This is a genomic window from Nonomuraea sp. NPDC049421 (assembly GCF_040677005.1).
GTDB classification, from domain to species: Bacteria; Actinomycetota; Actinomycetes; order Streptosporangiales; family Streptosporangiaceae; genus Nonomuraea; species Nonomuraea salmonea.
This window is the reverse complement of record NZ_JBFAQA010000011.1, coordinates 94,657-113,595: the sequence shown is the minus strand read 5'-3', so window position 1 is coordinate 113,595 and position 18,939 is coordinate 94,657. Positions and strand designations below refer to the sequence as shown.

Below are 18,939 nucleotides of genomic sequence, written 5' to 3'. Positions count from 1 at the left end.
GGCGCACCGTCCCGCTCCACACAGCCGCACCAGAACCTGGCGATGGCCGCCGCCCGCCGGCCATCGCGGTGGCGTGCGGCGGGCTTGTGCGGCTCGTGCCGGTCAGTTGCGGCGGTGTTCGATGGAGGCCGGGTAGGACTGGCTGAGGCCGACCTGGGGCTCTGGTTCCGCTTCCCAGAGGAGGGTGTCGGGCCATGGCGGGATGCGGTGGTCCATGACCCGGTGGATCTGGGTCGGGGTGCGGATCTCCACGGCGTGCGGGGGGATGGCCGCGTCCGAGAACGCGTACGGCGAGGAGGGGCGGTCGGGGCCCAGGCCGCGGGGGTAGGCCTCGGCGGTGTTCACGTGCCACACACTGGCCCGCAGGGAGAGCGAGTCGACCAGCCAGAGCTCGTAGTCGTCGCGGTGGTCGGCCAGGTGGGCGATGTAGCGCGTCAGTACGGTCTGCGCGACCGTCTCGGCCCGGTCGGCCAGGGTCATCCCATGGGATTGCTCGCTGGGTGCCGGATACCAGCCTTTGGAGTGCCTGTCGGTGTATTCGATGAGATAAGCGAACTCGTCGGTCGTCTCAGGCTGCTCCGACGCGCCGAGTTGTTCGGCCGCCCGGGCCGACAGCCGCGCCCACTCGGCGATGCCGGCGTACAGGGCCGCCTGGTGGTTCTTGTAGGGAGCGCCGTCGTCGTCACGGGTGGCGTTCTCATGGAGACGCGGCATGTTCAGCAGGGCCGCTACCTGGTGAAGCTCGCGGGGCGAGATCAGGCGGTCCCGCGCGTCGGTGAGATCGTTCGTCACGGCCTTCAGTTTGATGGGTCGGCAAAAGTGCGACCCAGCAAAAGACCAAAGATCTTCGAAAATTCTCGGCGGTGAGGGTGGTATTCCCCCCGTAGTAGGAAATATCGGGATTTGTGGCTTCAGTGCCGGTCGCCGGACTCCAGCGCGCTCTCCGCAGGCGGCAAAGGCAGCGGCTTCGCAGTACGCCAGATCACATCGAACTGCTCCAACCAGTACAAATACCACTGCGGCGCATTCTTCCGCGTCAGCTCCAAATGCATTCGCCCGGACGTCGACGTATTACTCACCCCATGAATCTCCACGATGATGACCCCGTCCCGATGCAGCGGATTGAACGCCACCAAACTGAACCCGGGGTTATAACCGAACACCTTGAACCGCCGGCTCCCCGGCGACTGCCACGACGCCATCGCGGCCATCACCCTTTGCGTGGTGCGGATGCCGTCGACGAGCGGCTGCAGCGGATATTCCACCCCGTTGTCGAGCTGCTGGGTGGCGATGTCCACCGCCGCGGTCTCCTCAGGGTCGAGGACCACCATCTTGACGACTCCGTTGTGCCGCCTCAGCACGGTGCCGCCGATCGCCCGGCAGTTCTCGTCGGACAGGAAGTTGACCCCCGAAGGAGCGAACATCCAGATTTCCCGGCTGTTCCGCAGCCGATCCTTCAAAGGGGTCTGCTCGAAACCGGTCCGGTCTTCAAGTGCTCTGTCCGAAAGCCGGCCCTCACCCCGAGGCAACGTGATCTGGTGCACCAGAACCCCGACCCCGGCCAGCAACACCGCCCACTTGAACTGGTCACTTACCTTGTCCCCGACCAACGTCAGGGCGGCGAAGACGATGGAGAGCAGGGAGATGACGTAGGCGTCGATATTCCTGCGCTCGCGTAAATCCTTGAGGACGCGCCGGGCAGATCGGAGCATGACACCTCCCACTTGATACTAAACCGCACAGATTGCGGGTGGGTGGTGTCATTCTCCAATTACGTCATTGATTGCGCTCGCGCCACAGCGAGCGATGCCGGTCCGCCGCTCCCTCGGCCAGGGCGGCGGCCGCGGCCGGTACGGGTTCGCGCGCCCACTCGTCGAGCCGGCGCGCCATCCGGCTGACGAAGACCTCGCCTTCCCTGGTCAGCGCGCCGCTGTCGAGGAGGGTGCCGGCGACCTGGCGCGCTCCGGAGCGCCACCTGGCGAACTCCGCGTTCGCCCGGATCGCCGACTCGCCGCTCTCCAGGTGCCGCTGGCGTTCCCAGAAGTCGGTGACGCCGACGTAGGCGTACGTGCCCTGGAGGAGACCGGAGGCGGGACGGGGGTCGGGGCGCCACGGCGCGTAGTAGCGGCGGCCGTTGTCGGGCTTGGTCAGAGGCACGACGTCGAGCAGGGCCGACAGCTTGGCGTGCTGGGTCTCGTGGGTCAGCGTGACGGCCAGCGCGTGGGCGTCGGGCGGGGTCGACATGGCGATGCAGCCGAACGTCTCGCGCGAGGTGGCGCTGGCCATCCCCATGCCCTCCTGCGGCGGGGCGAGCGGGGTGAAGACGGTGATCGCCGCCGACACCTGCTTGGCCACCGGCAGATGGTTGCGTACGAGCAGGCCCCAGCCCTCGTCGAGGAGGTCCTGCCACAGCCGCGCCTCCTGCTCGGTGAGAGGGGCGCGCAGGGCGCCGGACCCGGGCATGCGGTGCGGGTGGAGGTCGTCGATGAGGACGTCGAGCCGCTCGTCGTCGGCCTGAGCGGACAGGCCGCGCAGTGGCCGCCAGTTCGGCTCGTCGTCGCCGAGCTGGAGGAACAGGCCCTCGGCGGACACCTCCACGCCGTCGGCCGAGCAGTGCAGGGTCGCGGTGGCGACGCTCCGGCCCACGACGAACTGCCCGAGCGAGGGCAGGTTGATCACGCCGTCGATCGGGGTGACGTCGAGGTCGCACGCGACGCCGGCGCGGATGGCCGCGGCCGCCGCCAGCGCGGACATCTGCTCGGGAGCGTCGAGGGTCTTGATGGTGTGGCGCGCCCACGCGGCCACGGCGGGGTGGTGCACCACGGCGTTGACCGCTTCTGGATGTGACGCCTGGATGCCGGCGAGCAGGTCGTAGGCCCGGCGTACCTCGGGCCAGCTGCCGTGGCCGGCGTTGCGCGTCGTTTCGAGCACTCCACGCAGCAGGAGAAGGTGCTTGCTGCGCTGGGCGGCCTTGAGCTGCTCGACCGTGGCCGTTCCACCGGCTCCCGCAGCCAGTTCGTCGAAGGCCGCAGCAGGAATGCGGTGCTCTGCGAGGTTCATCTGTGGTCCTTCTGCAGCGCGTTGTAGTCGCGCAGGATCGTGTCTTTGACGTGGGTGATGAGCCGCAGCAGGTCGGCGCAGTAGACCGACGGGTTGAGAAAGCCGCTGCCGGGCCGATAGCGATGAGCGTACTGGCCGCCGCCGCACACCCGGCCGACCGGGCAGGCTTTGCACGTGTCCGACAGCGCGGACCAGCCGATTTGGCGGGCCGCGATGGACGGCAGCCGCAGAACGTCATCGAAGGAATCGCGAAGGACATGAAATCCGGTGCTGGGCGCGCCCGGGTAGGCGGATTTCAGGAAGTCCGACTGCTCGATCTCGCCGTCCGTCTCGATGACCACCATGGCGGCGGGGGACAGGCCGATCTGTTCGCTGGCCGACCCGCCCCCGAGAAGGAGGTAGATGATCTCGTCGAACAAACGCACCCTGGCTGGTTGAGCCGGCGCGGAATACCACTGATCGAAGATCGCGATCAGCCAGTCGGCGTAGGGCGTGGCGGGGTCGCCGCTGTCGAGCCCGGGAGGGGGGTCTGACCAGGTGCCGTGCGGAAGCAGCAGGTCGATGACCGGCGGGCCGAACGCCAGCAGCGCCTGGTACGTCTCAAGGGGGTCGTTGCGCAGGTCGATCGTGCAGAGCAGGCCGCGGAACAGGTGCTGGAACGGCGGCTCGGCGAGCAGTCGCAGGCCGGCCGCGACCTTGTGGTGGCTGCCGCGGCCGTCGGCGGTGCGGCGGTTGCGGTCGTGGTCCTGCTCGCTGCCGTCGAGGCTGACCCCGACCCCGATCTGGTGCCGCTCGAAGAGCTCCAGGTACGTCCGGTCCAGCCGGGTCCCGTTGGTCTGCACGGTGAGGACGACGTCGGCGCCGACCGCGCCGCGTACCGTTTCGACCAGCTTGTCGATCTCCTCAGGACGCACGAGCAGGGGCTCGCCGCCGTGCAGGATCACCTCGACCGACGGGAGATCATGGGCGCGTACGTGCTCGGCGATCCGCGCCGCCACCGCGTCGACCACCTCGGGGGCCATGCGCATCGGTCGTGACCGCCAGCTCTGGTCGGCCATCTCGTACATGTAGCAGTAGCTGCAGGCGAGATCACATCTGCTGTGGATCTTCAGGATGAATTGCCGGAACGGGGTCGGCTGCCAACCCTTTTCCGCCAGCGCAGCCAGGTCGAGTGTCAGCGGCCATTCGGGCAATGTCTGCCGGCCCGCAGAACGTGCGTCATGGCCGTTGAGCATAATGAATCAGTCCGGTTCGTGAAGCGTTATCCACGCTTGCTGGGCAAGATCTGACGGAAGCCCGTTGATGATCGTTTCGGCGGCCTTGGGCGTGCTCGACCGCTGGAGCGCCTTGGCCAGCGCGATCTGGACGGACACGTCGTTGGGCGCGTAGTCCAGCGCGGTCTTGATGCGCTGGATGGCCTGGACCGAGTCGTTCTGGTCGAGCCAGAGCAGCCCTTCCTTGGTCAGCGCGCGGGCCACGCCGTCGAACCGCTGGTACTCGGAGAAGATGCCGGCCGCCTCCACGCAGTACCGGCGGGCGCTGCCGAGGTCGCCGCGGGCGTGCGCCACCGAGGCGAAGACCTCCGCCGCCTCCGCGCGTACCCACGCCTCGTCCACGTCGGCGGCGCGTTCGGCCAGCTCGGCGAGGTGGTGGGCGTGGTCCCAGTCGCGCTCCTCCACCGCCTGGCGGGCCTCCTTCAGGTAAGACTCCGGCGCCTCGTACCTGGTGACGGGGGCGATGAGCCGGTCGTGGGTCAGCTCGTACCAGCGGATGCCGAGCCGTTGCTCGGCGCGCAGGAGGTGGCGGTCCTCAAGGGTGCGCGGTATCGCGTTCGGCATGCCCTCGGTCTCGATGAGTCCCTCGTAGACGGCGTTCCTGGTGCCGTGCTCGGTGATGAACGTCTTGCGCATCCACAGGCGCAGCTTGCTCGCCGGCAGGCCGTGCTCGGCGGCCACCTCGGCCATGGTGCGCCGGTAGAAGGCCGACAGGAACTCCTCCACCTGGGCGTACAGGAGGGCGTGCTCCTCCGTGATCTCGACGACCTCCGGGGGCAGCGACTCCCACAGGGCGGAGCACACCACCTGGAGCTGGATGGGCTCCACCGTGTCGACCTTGATGGTCGTGGTCTCACCGGCCTCGTTCTCGAAGTGCACTTCACGCAGGTCGTCGATGAGCAGCTCGGCGGCCTCCGGCGTCATCGTCCTGCCGGTCCGCGGCAGCGGCCCGTGCACGACCTCCAGGGCCTGTTCTGGGCTGAGCGCCTCGAGGTGGAAGCGGCTGCGCGAGCCCTGCCCGATGCGGCGCTCGTGCGGCAGGACGAGGAAGAGGTACTCCTCGCGCAGTGCCAGCAGGACGTGCAGGCCGGGGTGCTTCTTGACGGCCTCCGCGAGCTGGTCGAGGAAGACCCTGCGCTCCTTCTCCAGGATCGGCGAGCCGTGGAAGATCTCCTCCGCCTGGTCGATGGCGGCGAGGATCGGTACGGGGTCACCGTAGCGGTCCATCTGCTCGGGCCGGTCGTCCAGGAACCGCGCGATCGTCACGTCCCCGAGGTCCTGGCGGTCCGTCCAGCACGACAGCAGGGCGCGGACGTACGGGTTCCCGCCCCGGGCCGCGGGCCTGCTCATCCGGGGGGCGATGCGCGCCACGGGCAGGACGTCGGCGTGTTCGGGATCCAGCAGCGGCAGCACCCCGGCGTGCAGCAGGGACGTCTTGCCCACGCCCGAGGCGCCGTAGAGCACGGTGAGGCCGGCGGCCTGCCAGAGCGTCGCGACCTCCTGCGCCTCCCGGCCGCGGCCGTGGAACAGCGCGCTCTCGTCACGCCGATAGGGACGCAGCCCGACGTACGGTTGCACCTGCGGGTCCGTCACTGGCATGCGACCGTCCTCACATCCTGCTCCGCAGTTCCTCGAAGAACTCCTCGGTACTGCCGATGAAAATCGTGATGTTCCAGCCGTCGAGATAGCGCTGGAGATATTCCCGCGCCCGGCCCGCGGCATCCGCGACGGAGGTGTTCAGATCCGGCATGAGCTGCACGCTGACGTGTCGCCGTCGCATGTTCTGCGGCATCGTCTTGAGCAGCCCGTAGAACAGCACCCGGAAATTCCAGTCGCGCAGGCTGTAGCCGACGAAGAGCAGCGGGCTGACGGTCATGGTGTGCAGCACCGTGCTGGGCAGCGGCGAACCGGCGGACGCGTTCACCTCCACGAGGTTTCCCAGGTAGGTGAGGTAGTCGTCCTCGGTGAGGACGAGTGACCGGGGATCGTTCCAGCGGCCGTGCAGGTGGTAGATCAGCGGCTCTGCCTCGGTCGGCTGCTCGATGTACGGCTTCTCCACCCCGACGTCCCACCACGAGCAGACCTGGCTGACCGGCTTCTTGCGCCCACCGGTCTCCTGGTGCAGGGCGCGCAGCATGAAGTCGTCGTAGTTGGTGGTGAGAAATGTTTTGATGGGGAATTTCGCCAGCATCGCATGGGGGTCGGCGTCGCAGACGTCGGCCGGCGCGTACTGCTGAAGATAGGTGCAGACCTCGTGCTTCAGCTCCACCGTGTCGCCGCTCACCCATGCCGCGTATTGCATGACCCGGGCCAGGTCATGCGAATCGGCGAACGGATATTGGTAGCGGTCGGCAAAATATTGGGCGAGCTGGCCGCCTGTCGGTAATCGTCCGAAACTCGCCCCGGCGCCGAGCAGCGGTGTGCAGTCTCCCCGGCTCAGTTGCTTGATCAGCCGATCCCAGTCCGGCTCCCTCAACACACCCGCCCCGACCGTCACCTCGTCTGCCCAAGTCTTCCGTCACCTAATTGTTTTGGTTCAGGCTAGAACGTGTCCAGTGAAAGTCAAAGAGCTGATTGAAATCCTGCCACGGGACCTGAGTCGGCTTCGACCAGCCGCCGCAGGGCGTGCGTCAAGGGGGTGGGAGGCAGGCTGTCAAGGTCGGTCAAGCTCCAGTCGCTCACGTCGATGAGGCCACCGCCGTATTCTGCGTCACTGCTGGTCATGGGCTTTCCCTGGTGCATGAGTCGTGCTGGGTCGGCCTCATCCTCCCACGCTTGTGCGGAGGTGGCGAGAGCGGCCCGCCCGTGGGGTTCACCGAGGTCGGTGTGACGTCTAAGCTTCATTCAAAGGCCCGGTCTAGCGGAGGCGGTACTGTGTCGGTTTCGCACCATTCGCCGGATTCTGCGCGCGTGCCTGCCATCTGGGGACGAGTTCCTCAGCGCAACAACAACTTCACCGGCCGCGCCCAATTGTTGCGAAATCTGCACGAAAGCTTGATGTCCAACGTCGCCGCCGTCGTCCCGCATGCCCTCCATGGCCTGGGCGGCGTCGGAAAGACGGTTCTGGCCATCGAATACGCCTATCGCTATCGCAGCGAATACGACCTTGTTTGGTATATCCCCGCTGATCAGCCGATGTTGGTGAAGTCGTCGCTGGCGGGGCTCGCGCGCGAGTTGCGGCTGCCGATCAGCGCCTCGGCGAAGGTCGAGGAGGCGGCGGAGGCGGCGCTCGACGCGTTGCGGCGCGGCGATCCGTACGAGAAGTGGTTGCTGATCTTCGACAACGCCGACGAGGTCGAGGAGATCAACACGATCGCGCCCCGGGGGCCCGGCCACGTGCTGATCACCTCGCGCAACCACAGCTGGCAGGGCGTGGTGCCCACGGTGCCCGTCAACGTCTTCCCGCGCGAGGAGAGCGTCGAGTTCCTCGTCAAGCGGGTCGGCCAGGGCATCACGGAGACCGAGGCGGACCAGCTGGCCGAGGCGCTGGGCGACCTGCCGCTCGCTCTGGAGCAGGCGGGCGCCCTGCAGGTGGAGACCGGCATCTCCGTCGAGGAATACCTGCGGCTGCTGGAGGAGGAGACGACCCGGCTGCTCGGCACCAACAAGCCGACCGACTATCCGCTGTCGATGTCGGCGGCCTGGACGCTGTCGGTGCAGCAGCTCACCGCACGCATGCCGAAGGCGGTCGAGGTGCTGCGGTGCTGCGCGTTCCTGGGGCCTGAGCCGATTCCGCGCGACCTCTTCCAGCGGCTGCCCGCCGACTACGCCGAGGGCTCGAAGCTGGCCGAGATCCTCGCCGACCCCATCCTGACCAGCCGCGTCATCCGCGAGCTGGGCCGCTACGCGCTCGTCAAGATCGACTCGGGCAACCGCACGATCCAGGTGCACCGGCTGATCCAGGCGCTGCTGCGTGACGACCTCCCGAAGACGGAGCACGCCGCCATGCGGGGCGAGGCGCACCTCCTCCTGGCCGCCGCGGTGGCGTCGTTCGAGCCGGACGACAACGCGGCGTGGCCCCGCTACGCCGCCCTGCTCGGACACGTCTCACCGGCCGGCGTCCATCACTCCAGCGATTCGCGGACCCGGCGGTTCGCGCTCAGCATCGTCCGCTATCTCTACTCCTCCGGCGACTTCAAGTCGGCGCAGACGCTGGTCGAGCTGTTCATCACGCAATGGCAGGCCGACAGCGGCCTCGACGACTACAGCGTCCTGGCCGCCCAACGCCACCAGGCCATCATCATCAGAGAGCTGGGGGACATCGCGGGGTCGTTCGAGCTCAACCAGCACCTGATGAACCGCATGCGCGACGTGCTCGGCGAAGATCACGAAGAGACGCTGCTGCTGCGTAACAGCCATGGCGCCGACCTGCGGTTCCGCGGCGACTTCGAGCCGGCGCTGCAACACGACCTCGACTCGTTGAGCCGTCACGAGACCGTCTTCGGGCCTGAGCACCGGCGCACGTTGCGGGCGATGAACAACCTCGCCCTCGACTACCTGCTGCTCGGCGAGTACGACAAGGCCAGCGAGCTGCAGACCACGACCTTCGAGCGGCAGCGCGCGAGCGCGGGCGTCAGCAGCCTGAACGTCCTGTCGTCCTGGAACGGCCTGGCCCGCATCACCCGTTTGCAGGGCCAATATCGTGAGGCCTGCGACCTCGGCGAGGACGCGTACGAGTTCGGCGTCGAGCAACTCGGCCCCGAGCACCCGTGGACCCTCCGCGTCGCCAAAGACCTGTCCATCGCCAAGCGGCGTGACGGCAAGGTCGAGGAGTCGCTGGATCTCGCCCGCCGCACCTTCGACACGCAGGTGCGCAACACCGGCACGGACCACCCCGACGCCCTGGCCGCCGGGCTCTGCCTGGCCAACGCGCAACGGGCCTTCGGCGAGGTCGCTGAGGCGCTGGAGCTGCTGGAGGACCTGACGCCGCGCTTCAAGAAGATGTACGGCGACGACCACCCGTTCAAGTACGGCTGCGACACCAACCTCGCGCTGCTGCTGCGGATCAACGGACGCACGGAAGAAGCGGTCGACCTCGATCGGGCGGCCCGCGAGGGCCTCGACAGGAGGCTGGCACGCGATCACCACTTCACCCTCACCTGCGCGATCAACCTCGCCAGTGATCTCGCCGCGATGAACGAGCACGAGCAGGCCATCCGGCTGGGCGAGAGCACGCTCGGCAAGCTGCGCACCCGGTTCGGCCTGGATCACCCGCTCACCCTGGCGGGGGCCGCGAACCTGGTCGTCGACCTCCTGCAGCTCGGCGCGCAGCAGGAGGCGGACGAGCTCAAAGCCGACACCCTGCAGCGCTACAGGCGGGTCCTCGGGCGCGGCCACCCCGATGTGATCGTGGCGGAGCAGAACAGGCGGCTCGACTTCGACTTCGACCCGCCCGTCCTCTGATCGGACTAAAGGCGCCGGCCCCCGTGTTGTACCCACCGCTTACATGATTACGGGCGGTGGGAGGGGATCATGAGTCTGCGTCAGTACGAGTACGCCCTGGCCGTCGCGGAAGAGGGATCGGTGACGGCGGCGGCCGAGGTGTTGCGGGTGGCGCAGCCGTCCGTCTCCCAGCAGATCCGCACCCTCGAACGCGAGCTGGGCGTCGCCCTCTTCACCCGCATGCCGACCGGCCTGGTGCCCACCGTGGCGGGGCGGGCGTTCCTGCGGGAGGCGCAGGTGGCGGTGACCGCGGCGCGGCGGGCGCGGGCGATGGCCAGGGCCGGGGCGGACGAGCAGCTGGCCGGCGAGCTGCTGGTCGCGGCGCAGATGGGGCTCGGCGCGCGGCAGCTGCCGAGCGCGCTGGCCAAGCTGCGCCGCCGTTTTCCCCGCCTGGAGGTCACGGTCTTCGAGGAGCCGAACCCGGCGGAGCTCGAACGGCTGGGCCGCCGCGGCGTGCTCGACCTCGTACTGGTGGCCTCGACGTGCGACGAGGGCGGCGCCGACGCCTACCACCTCGGGGACGAGGAGTTCGTGGTGGTGCTGGGCGCCGGGCACCGCCTGCTCGCCGCGGACCGGGTCGAGCTGCGCGAGCTGGAGGGGGAGCCGTGGATCCGGTTCGACCGGGAGAGCGCGCTCGACGCCGTGCTGCGCGACGTGCTGCGGGACAACAAGATGGCGCCGTCCACGGTCGCGCGTGTCACGCAGACGGCGACGGCCGTGCGCTGGGCCGCCCACGGGCTTGGCGTGACGCTCGTCCCGGCCTCCGCCGTTCCGCATGGGTATGAGCAGCTCGCGCGGCCGGTGTCCCCGGTCGTGTCGCAGCCGGTCATCGCCGGGCTCAGGCTCGGCGCGGGCCCGGCGGAGACGGCCCTGCTGGAGCTGCTGCAGCAGGAGAGCTGGTCGCGTACGAGCTCTCTGGTCTAGAAGGGTCTAGAAGGGATTAGGAACGTCTAGGAACGTCTAGAAGACGCCGCCGCCCAGGTCCACGAAGAACGTGGTGCCGTTGACGAAGCCGGCACGCGGTGAGGCGAGGAAGTAGATGGCCTCGGCCAGCTCCTCCGGCCTGGCCGTCCGCGGGATGCCGAGGCCGCGGGCCACCGGCTCGTTGCCCTCCTCGCCGTACGCGGCCACCACCCCTTCGGTACGAACGGGGCCGGGGGAGACGGCGTTGACCCGCACGCCTCCGTCCCCGAACTCCTTGGCCCACGCCCGGGTCAGCGCCTCCAGCGCCGCCTTGGACGCGCCGTAGACCGACGCGCCCGCGTACCCCCGGTGCGCCGCGAGCGTGCTGACGTTGACGATGCTGCCCTCGCCCTTCGCGAGCATGTGCGGCACGAGCGCGGCGACCAGGAAGAAGGGGCCGCGCACGTTGACGGCGAAGATCTCCTCGTACCCCTCCGGCGTCTGGTCGAGGGTGGCGGCGGTGGGGAAGATGCCGGCGTTGTTGACGAGGATGTCCACCGGCCCGCTCTGCCTGGCCAGCTCGGCGACCGAGCCGGGGTCCGCCATGTCGGCCTGGACGTAACGGACGCTGCCGTCCTCCTGCGCCGCGCGTTCTGCGTCCTTGCCGCGCCGGCCGTCGCGGCCGCTGATGACGACCTCGGCGCCCTCGCGGGCCAGCCGCCGGGCGGTGGCGAGGCCGATGCCCGACGTGCCGCCGGTGACGAGCGCGATTTTGCCCTGCAATTCCATGTCCTTGTTCACCTTTCAGCCCATCGGGAATTCGCCGCCGTCGACGATGAGATTGCGGCCGATCAAATAGCCCGCCCGTTCGGAAATGAGGAACAGCACCGCGTTCGCGATGTCGTCGGGCAGGCCGTCGCGCCCCACCGGTGTGGCGGCGTGGGCGGTGTCGTTCTGGGCCGGGGCGCCGGCCATGCGCGCGGCCACCTCCGCCCACTGCGCCCGGGTCTGCTCGCCGCCGGGCGTGGCGACCCGGCCGGGCGAGACGGTGTTGACCCTGATGCCGTGCGGGGCCAGCTCCAGCGCCAGCCCCCTGCTGTAGGTCTCCAATGCCGCCTTGGCCGCCGCGTAGTGCAGGAACGACGGCGCCTCCGGGGCGAGGGTTGCGGCCGACGAGACGTGCACGATCGCGCCCCACTGCTGCTCGCGCATGCCGGGCACGAGCAGCGCGTTCAGGCGTACGGAGGCCAGGTAGTTCAGGTCGAGCGCGTCCTGCCACACCTCGTCGGGGATGCCGGCGCTCCCCTCGTACGGCTGCGCCCCGCCCGCGTTGTGCACCACGATGTCCACGCCGCCCAGCACGTCACGCGCGGCGGCCGCGACGCTCTCGGCCCCCGCGCTGGTCCGCACGTCGGCCTGGACGAAACCGGCCCCCTCTGGCGCCGCGCTCGCGGCGGACCGCGCGGTGGTGAGCACCTGGGCGCCGGCGTCCAGGAGCTGCCGTACGACGGCCGCCCCGATGCCGCGCGTTCCCCCGGTCACCACGGCCCGCTTTCCCGCAAGTTCCGTCATGTCGTCCTTTCCGTATCAACTGAATGAACGCTACGTCCGGAAAAGAACGAGAAGCAAAGAGGGAATGTCATTGGGCCCTATAGGCGGTTCCTATAGCGGGAAATGTCCGGTCTATGTCCGGTCGGTGCCCTGGTTCGGCCGGGGGGCGACTTCCAGAATCATGACGTGAACCTCCAGCGATTAATCCGGCTATTACCCATGACCGCCCTCGCGCTCGCACTCTGCGCCGTCGCGACGCCGGCCCACGCGGTCCGGGGCGGCGAACAGCCCTCCGGCGGCGCGTGGGGCTTCGTCGCGAAGGTCGAGGTCGGCGAGCTGCACTCCTGCAGCGGCGCCCTGATCAGCCCGCACTGGGTGCTCACCGCGGCCACGTGCTTCATGACCGAGAGCGGGTCCGTCAAAACCGGCGCGCCGCCCCTGCCGACGACGGTGACGCTCGGCGGCACGGGCCTCACCGGTACGGGCGCGCGGGTGCTGCCCGCGACCTGGATCCATCCTCACGACGGCCTCGACCTCGTGCTGGTCAGGCTGGCGTTGCGGGTGGTCGACGTACCGCCCGTCGCGATCGGCGCCGCCCCCGTCGCGGGGGACGTGCTGCGGCTCGCCGGCTACGGGCGGACCGCGGGAGAGTGGGCGCCCGACCGGATGCACACCGCGCCCGTCGCGGTCGGAGCCGTGGGAGCGGAGTCGTTCGGCTGGAGCGGGGCGGACGGCGCCGACGTGAGCGCCTGCCAGGGCGACGCGGGCGCGCCGATGATCAGGACGGGCGGGAGCGGCACAGAGCTCGTCGGCCTCGCCATCGGCGCCGGGCAGGGCGGCTGCCTGGGCGCGGCAGCCGACGGGGGACGCGGCGGCGAGGCACAACGGACGGACGGCCTGGCCAACTGGGTGCGGACGACCGCGAGGGAGCCCACTGAGACGATGCGGGCGTTCGAGCACGGGGCGGAGGGGTTCGCCGGCTACGACTTCAATGACGCCAGGGACCAGGCGGTGGCCTTCGACTACGACCACTCGGGCAAGCAGGACCACCTGTTGTTCTACCGGCCGGGCGGGCAGCTGGCCAGGATCGTCAAGCAGAACGCGGAGGGCGCCTGGTCACCGGTCTTCACCTCCACGACGGGCATCGGCGGCTATGACCTGAAGAACGCGGCCGACCGGATCGTCCCCTTCGACTACGAGGGGACGGGCAAGCTGGACCATCTCGTGGTGTACCGGCCGGGCGTCGGCACGATCCACATACTCAAGCACGGCGGCGGCACCACGTTCACGCCGGTCTTCACCTCGACCCACGACGGCATCGGCGGGTTCACCCTGAAGGACGCCCGCGACCAGGTGGTGGCCTTCGACTACGAGGGGACGGGCAAGCAGGACCACCTGCTGCTGTACCGGCCGGGGGCGCAACTGGTCACGATCGTCAAGCGGGGCGCGGGCGGCACGTTCACGCCGGTGTTCACCTCCACCACGGGGATCGGCGGCTACGACCTGAGGGACGACCGCGACCGGATCATCGCCTTCGACTACGACCATTCGGGCAAGCTCGACCATCTCGTGCTCCATCGCCCGGGTGTGGAGATCGCGTGGATCCTGGAGCGCGGCTCGGGGGCCTCGTTCAGGGCCGTGTTCCACAGCTCGACCGGCATCGGCGGCTACGACCTCAAGAGCTCGGCCGACCGGATCATCGCCTACGACTACGACGGCTCGGGCAAGCTGGACCACCTGCTGCTCTACCGTCCTGGCTCGCGTACGGCCTGGATACTCGCGCACGATGCGGGCAGCTCGTTCAGAGCCGTCTTCCACAGCTCGGAGGGCATCGGCGGGTACGCGCTGGAGAGCCCCGCGGACCGGATCATCGCCTTCGACGACGCCAGCTGGGGCACGCTGAACCGGCTCTTCCTCTACCGGCCGGCCAGCAGGATCGCCTGGATCGTCGGCCGCAGCAACGGCAACCTGATACCGCGCAACATCATCGCGTACCCCGTGCACCGCCCCGACTCCATCCTGGAGCGTTTCGCCTACCCGGCGACCTTCCGTCACGACTACGCCGGCACGTCAGGCCAGGCCGACTGGGGCACGGCCGCGGCCGAGGCGAAGAACTTCGAGCTGCTGTCCGGCAACGGCGGGATCATCTGGGTCTCGTGCAGCACCCCGTCGGAGGGCGGGGTCGGCACGCTCAAGGTCTTCCCCGGCCTGATCAACGGGGAGGGCCAGGTCGGCGAACCGTATCTCGGCGTGATGGCGGTCTGCTTCAAGATCCTCTCGCCGAGGGGGTACGTGAAGCTGCGCATCCCGAACGTCCAGGAGGTCCAGGGCGACAGCCGCGCACCGGGAGCCGGCCACGACGTGGACGCGACCGTCCGGCACCTGGCGACCGGCACGGAGCGCACCAAGCGCGTCGAGGCGGACGAGAGCGAGCAGTTCGGGCGTACGGACCCCCTCTGCGACGAGAGCCACCCGGACTTCCCGGACAACTGCCGCGAGACCCTCCTCGAACTGCGGGTCGTTCGCTGAGCACCCGGCCGGCCGGACCAGGGCGTCCGGCCGGCCCTTTTCCTCAAGGGACGGAAGTAGACGGCGATGAATGCGTTGTGCAGGAGATTCTTAGGAAGGACGGCCCTGGTCACCGGCCTGGTGCTCACGTCGGTCGCCCCGATGGGGCAGGCGAGCGCCGCATCGGCTGACCCGCCGCAGGAGCCGGTCTGCGAGCGGCAGGTGGTGCTGGAGGCCTGGGTGACGGGCGGGCTGAACGTCCGCCCGAAGGCGGAGCAGGCGCTGCTCGGCGACAGGGCGGCCGTCTGCGCCTTCCTCGCCGAGCTGCCCAGGCTCGCCGCCTTCGACGATCGCGAGCAGGTCGGCCGCATCAAGGCGCTCGGCGGCCCCGAGGTGGCCGCCGCCGCCAACGCCGCCCTGCGCTCGGAGCAGCCGGGCGCGGTGGCGGCGTTCCTCGACGGCGGATGGGAACTGGCCCGCGAGATCGACCTGCGGGCCAGCGTGAACAAGATGAAGGCGGTGGGCGGTCCTGAGGTCAAGGCCGCCGCGAACGCGGTGCTGCGCAACGGTTCGCGCGGCGCGATGGGGGAGTTCATCGAGACGGGGTGGCGGCTGCCGTACCGGATCGATCTGCGGGCCGTCGTCAACCGCGCCATGGGCGAGGGCGGACCCGAGGTGCAGGCGGCGGCGAACCGGGCGCTGCAGGACGGCAGCCTGGAGATGCAGGAACGGTTCGTCCAGATCGACTGGGGCGTGGCCCAGGCCAGGGACGACGAGAACCAGACGCTGAACGACCTGCGGACCAGCGCCACGGAGGCGACCAGGCGGGCCGCGTTCGAGGCGGTCTCCGCCGTGGCGCAGGCAGAGCGCGCCAAGGCCGAGTCCGCGGCCGCCAAGGCCGAGGCGGAGGACGCCGAGCGGCTCGCCTCGCTGGCCGGACGGGAGTCGGCGGAGGCGAGGAAGCAGGCGCGGCGGGCGGCCGACGCCGCCGACCGTGCCGCCGCGGCCTCGCGCGTCGCCGTCCAGGCCGCGCGGTCGGCGGCGGACGCGGCCCGCATGGCGGCCGGTGCTGCGGGACGCGCGGCGACCGCGGCGGCGCGGGCGCACACCAAGTCCGACGAGGCGTGGGCGGCCGCCGCCAGGGCGGAGCTGGACGCGAAGGCCGCGGCCGACGCGGAGGCGTACAACCGGGCGATGCAGCAGGTCGGCCCGGCGCTCACGGCCTGGATGTCGCCCATCGACCAGATCGTCGCCGTCACCCAGCAGGCGCACGCCGCGGTCGCCGCCGCGAACTCGGCGCGGGCCAACACCGAGGCGGCCGGCCACGCGGCCGAGGCCGCCGCCCAGTACGCGGGGGTGTCCAGCGCCGAGGCGAAGGCCGCGCTCGCGGCGGCGTCCCGGGCCAGGGCCGACGCGGAACGGGCGAAGGCCGCCACCGCCGAGACCGTACGCCACGCGAACGTCGCCCAGGACGCGGCCGGCAAGGCGCGGGACGCGGCGACCCGCGCGGTGTCGTACGCGGAGCAGTCGGCGCGCGCCGCCGCGAGCGCGGCGAGCCACGCGGGCTCCGCCGTCAACGCCGCCGAGCTGGCGACCGAGCACGCGAACAACGCCTTCAAGGCGGCCGAGGACGCGCTGGACGCCGCCGAGACGGCCCAGGACGTCTACAAGGCGGCGCGCGAGGCGGACGAGGAACGCATCAGGAGCGAGTACGAGCTGGAGCTGTCCTTCGCCCGGCACGTTACCGAACAGGCGTCCAAGGCCAGGCTGCAGGACGCCCGCGGCTTCGACGTACCGATGAAGCGCTATCACACGCCGGAGATCGACGCGCTGATCGCGGAAGCTACGGCGGAGGGCTCCTCGGAGGGCGCCGACCTCGCGGTGGCGGCCGGCAAGGCGCGGCAGGTGGCCCGCTATTTCGTGACGGTGTCGGGCTCGTGGACCAGTTCCGCCGCCATGGCCGCGCTCGGTGAGGACGACGACGCCCGCGTCGTCGAGTTCGTCAGGAGCGGGCTCGCCGACGCCGAGGAGCAGGACGACCGTACGACGCTGACCGGGCTCTCGGTCACGCGCAGCCCCGCCATGAGGGCCGCCGCCGAGCGGGCACTCGGCGGCGGGTGGCGTGACGTCGTCGCGTTCCTGGAGGACCCGGACTATCCCGAGCGCGCCGCCGAGGACCGGGTGCGGGTCGGCCGGATCCGCGGGGAAGCCGTCGAGGCCGGCGACACGGACACCGCGGAGGCGGCGAACACCGCCCTGCGCTCCGAGGACCCGGATGCGCTGCGCAGGTTCCTTGACGTGACGTACAACACCGCGCACGCGATCGACGTCCGCGCCAAGGTCGCCGCCATCGCAGGCGACGACGCCAACGGCACCGAGGTGCGCAACGGCGCCAGGGTGGCGCTGGCCGGCACCACCGCGATGCAGGTCGAGTTCCTGGAGGTGGAGCGGCACCGCGCGGCGCAGCGCGACCACGCGACCGCGACCCACAACTTCGTGGCCACCTCCCTGATGATCGAGACCTCGAAGATCGCGGAGCAGGCGGTGGACTTCGCGCGCACCGCGCAGGCCGCAGCCGCGCAGGCGCGCGGGGCGGCGGAAGAGGCCATCGGCTACTCGACCGCCGCGACCCAGGCGGCCGGCCGGGCGCGCGAACACGCGACCAACGCGGTGGCCGCCGCGCAGGACGCCGCCCAGTCGGCGGAACGCGCCGCGCAGGCCGTCCGCACCGCCGCCGCCGCGACCAAGCAGGCGCAGGCGTCGGCCGGGCGGGCCTCGCTCTCCGCCCGCTGGGCGCGCGCCTCGGCCGTCTCGGCGGCGCAGGACGCGACCAGGGCGTTCGCCGCGTACGACACCGCGTACGACGCGCAGATCCGGGCGGGCAACAGCGCGTCGGAGGCGGCCCGCATCGCCGCCGAGGTGTTCGAGCACTACCGGGACGAGGCCAAGGAGAAGCTCGACACGATCAAGGCCGAGTGGTACGGGCACTGCAAGTGGGGGCCGGAGAACGGCCTGCCCACGTACAACGACTGCAACCAGTACGTGGAGGACCTGCTCGACGACCCCAAGGGTCCGCTCAACGACCCGGCCGGCTACGCCGGTGAGCGCGCCGACGCCTGCAGGAAGCAGTTCGTCGGCAAGGCGCTCGACGCGTGCCTGTCGGTCGTCATGAGCCCGCTGTTCTCGTGGGCGAAGCGCGGGATCTCCGACCGGGAGAGCGAGACCCACCGGCTCGCTGAGGAGTACATGGGCCTGACCGCGCTGGACCTGCTCAACGCCATGTCCCAGTGGAGCATCGTGGGCAAGTGCAAGAAGGCGCCCAAGAGCAGCCTCGGCGGCGCGACGAAGAAGTTCAGGGACTGCATCGCCGGAGCCATGGACCTGACCGAGGACCCCGACTGGAACGAGTACTCGAGACAGTGGAAGGGCACCTTCGTCGAGTCGATGGTCGACCCGGACCTGCGCTTCGCCGAGTACAACTCGATCCTGGGCACCATGTACCTGCAGGAGAACATCCTCGACCGCGCGGTCATCTCGGCGATCCACGAGACCGACCTCGCGATGTCGCTGCTGCGCATCCTGCCCGTCGGGTGCGTCAGGGACGGCGGTGACTGCCCGTACGCGGAGACCGCCGGACAGCTCAAGGACGTGAGCCGGACGATCAAGCAGCTCAACAACCAGGGCTACATCGTCGACTCGTCGGGACGCGTGCTCGACGCGAACGGCCTGCCGATCGCGACCCTGCCCCCGGCCGACGATCTCAGCGCGTGGGCGAACTACACCGTCGAGAGCGGGCTCCACGACGACCTGCGAGCCCTGGAACAGCGGCTCGACCTGCTGTACCGGCGGGAGTTCGGCGTGCCGGTCCCGCCGCCCGCCCTGCATCTGGAGACGCAGCTCGCGTACCGGGTCGCCACCAAGGAGGTGGCGCTGCAGGACAACACGCTGCGGCTGGTGATGAACAACCCCGGCGGGGTGTGCGACGCGGTCCCGATCGAGGGCACGGGACCGGACGCGCGGCGGCAGGAGGTGGCCGGCTGCATCCAGGCCGTCAAACTGCTGCTCCCGGCGGGCACCACCATGGTCATCTACTACCCGGACCCGGACAACCCGGCAGAACTCCTGGAGGTCACGGTGCACGGCACCGGCCGCTGGCTGGACTGAGCCTCATCTCGGCCTCTGCTCACGGCCCCGCCGGCGC

At 70.1% G+C, this 18,939-nt stretch carries 13 protein-coding genes; 4 read left to right on the top strand and 9 right to left on the bottom strand.

What is annotated here, in order from left to right; genetic code table 11:
- Positions 1-102 precede the first annotated feature (102 nt).
- From AB0K18_RS20330 to fxsA, 7 genes are all read right to left on the bottom strand, one after another.
- Entirely contained in the window at positions 103-792 is a 690-nt protein-coding gene (locus tag AB0K18_RS20330) for a hypothetical protein (RefSeq protein WP_364916146.1), read from the bottom strand.
- 119 nt (positions 793-911) lie between these two features.
- Entirely contained in the window at positions 912-1,712 is an 801-nt protein-coding gene (locus AB0K18_RS20325) for a hypothetical protein (protein WP_364916144.1), read from the bottom strand.
- 64 nt (positions 1,713-1,776) lie between these two features.
- Entirely contained in the window at positions 1,777-3,060 is a 1,284-nt protein-coding gene (locus AB0K18_RS20320; protein WP_364916141.1) for an HEXXH motif domain-containing protein, read from the bottom strand.
- On the bottom strand, positions 3,057-4,295 hold the full coding sequence (locus tag AB0K18_RS20315) for an FxsB family cyclophane-forming radical SAM/SPASM peptide maturase (protein ID WP_364916138.1): 1,239 nt from the start codon (positions 4,293-4,295) through the stop codon (positions 3,057-3,059). Before AB0K18_RS20315 ends, AB0K18_RS20320 begins: the two co-directional genes overlap by 4 nt.
- Positions 4,296-4,301: 6 nt before the next feature.
- Positions 4,302-5,933, bottom strand: coding sequence for a tetratricopeptide repeat protein (locus tag AB0K18_RS20310; protein WP_364916135.1), 1,632 nt, complete (start codon positions 5,931-5,933; stop codon positions 4,302-4,304).
- Positions 5,934-5,943: 10 nt separating this feature from the next.
- Positions 5,944-6,831 carry an SIR2 family protein gene (locus AB0K18_RS20305; RefSeq protein WP_364916132.1) on the bottom strand — a complete coding sequence of 296 codons (888 nt, stop codon included), beginning with the start codon at positions 6,829-6,831 and terminating at the stop codon, positions 5,944-5,946.
- Positions 6,832-6,896: 65 nt separating this feature from the next.
- On the bottom strand, positions 6,897-7,058 hold the full coding sequence (fxsA, locus tag AB0K18_RS20300; RefSeq protein WP_364916129.1) for an FxSxx-COOH cyclophane-containing RiPP peptide: 162 nt from the start codon (positions 7,056-7,058) through the stop codon (positions 6,897-6,899).
- 102 nt (positions 7,059-7,160) lie between these two features.
- On the opposite strand from fxsA, the gene fxsT reads away from it, so the two are divergent.
- Together fxsT and AB0K18_RS20290 are read left to right on the top strand one after the other, a co-directional pair.
- Positions 7,161-9,737 carry an FxSxx-COOH system tetratricopeptide repeat protein gene (gene fxsT / locus AB0K18_RS20295; RefSeq protein WP_364916126.1) on the top strand — a complete coding sequence of 859 codons (2,577 nt, stop codon included), beginning with the start codon at positions 7,161-7,163 and terminating at the stop codon, positions 9,735-9,737.
- Between the two features lie 69 nt (positions 9,738-9,806).
- Positions 9,807-10,700 carry a LysR family transcriptional regulator gene (locus AB0K18_RS20290; RefSeq protein WP_364916122.1) on the top strand — a complete coding sequence of 298 codons (894 nt, stop codon included), beginning with the start codon at positions 9,807-9,809 and terminating at the stop codon, positions 10,698-10,700.
- A 36-nt stretch (positions 10,701-10,736) separates the two neighbouring features.
- Here AB0K18_RS20290 and AB0K18_RS20285 read toward each other — a convergent pair whose 3' ends face one another.
- Complete coding sequence (locus AB0K18_RS20285) at positions 10,737-11,468, bottom strand: SDR family oxidoreductase (protein ID WP_364916119.1); 732 nt, start codon at positions 11,466-11,468, stop codon at positions 10,737-10,739.
- Positions 11,469-11,483: 15 nt separating this feature from the next.
- Positions 11,484-12,251 carry an oxidoreductase gene (locus AB0K18_RS20280; RefSeq protein ID WP_364916116.1) on the bottom strand — a complete coding sequence of 256 codons (768 nt, stop codon included), beginning with the start codon at positions 12,249-12,251 and terminating at the stop codon, positions 11,484-11,486.
- 198 nt (positions 12,252-12,449) lie between these two features.
- Here AB0K18_RS20280 and AB0K18_RS20275 point away from each other — a divergent pair, with 198 nt between their 5' ends.
- Both AB0K18_RS20275 and AB0K18_RS20270 read left to right on the top strand, forming a co-directional pair.
- On the top strand, positions 12,450-14,759 hold the full coding sequence (locus tag AB0K18_RS20275; RefSeq protein WP_364916114.1) for a S1 family peptidase: 2,310 nt from the start codon (positions 12,450-12,452) through the stop codon (positions 14,757-14,759).
- Positions 14,760-14,825: 66 nt separating this feature from the next.
- Positions 14,826-18,902 carry a hypothetical protein gene (locus AB0K18_RS20270; protein WP_364916112.1) on the top strand — a complete coding sequence of 1,359 codons (4,077 nt, stop codon included), beginning with the start codon at positions 14,826-14,828 and terminating at the stop codon, positions 18,900-18,902.
- Positions 18,903-18,939: the final 37 nt, after the last annotated feature.

Coding starts and splice junctions, on each gene's coding strand:
- AB0K18_RS20325 (WP_364916144.1), bottom strand. CDS start 1,712: ATGCTCCGATCTGCCCGGCGCGTCCTCAAGGATTTACGCGAGCGCAGG.
- AB0K18_RS20320 (WP_364916141.1), bottom strand. CDS start 3,060: ATGAACCTCGCAGAGCACCGCATTCCTGCTGCGGCCTTCGACGAACTG.
- AB0K18_RS20315 (WP_364916138.1), bottom strand. CDS start 4,295: ATGCTCAACGGCCATGACGCACGTTCTGCGGGCCGGCAGACATTGCCC.
- AB0K18_RS20310 (WP_364916135.1), bottom strand. CDS start 5,933: ATGCCAGTGACGGACCCGCAGGTGCAACCGTACGTCGGGCTGCGTCCC.
- fxsA (WP_364916129.1), bottom strand. CDS start 7,058: ATGACCAGCAGTGACGCAGAATACGGCGGTGGCCTCATCGACGTGAGC.
- AB0K18_RS20290 (WP_364916122.1), top strand. CDS start 9,807: ATGAGTCTGCGTCAGTACGAGTACGCCCTGGCCGTCGCGGAAGAGGGA.
- AB0K18_RS20285 (WP_364916119.1), bottom strand. CDS start 11,468: ATGGAATTGCAGGGCAAAATCGCGCTCGTCACCGGCGGCACGTCGGGC.
- AB0K18_RS20280 (WP_364916116.1), bottom strand. CDS start 12,251: ATGACGGAACTTGCGGGAAAGCGGGCCGTGGTGACCGGGGGAACGCGC.
- AB0K18_RS20275 (WP_364916114.1), top strand. CDS start 12,450: ATGACCGCCCTCGCGCTCGCACTCTGCGCCGTCGCGACGCCGGCCCAC.
- AB0K18_RS20270 (WP_364916112.1), top strand. CDS start 14,826: ATGAATGCGTTGTGCAGGAGATTCTTAGGAAGGACGGCCCTGGTCACC.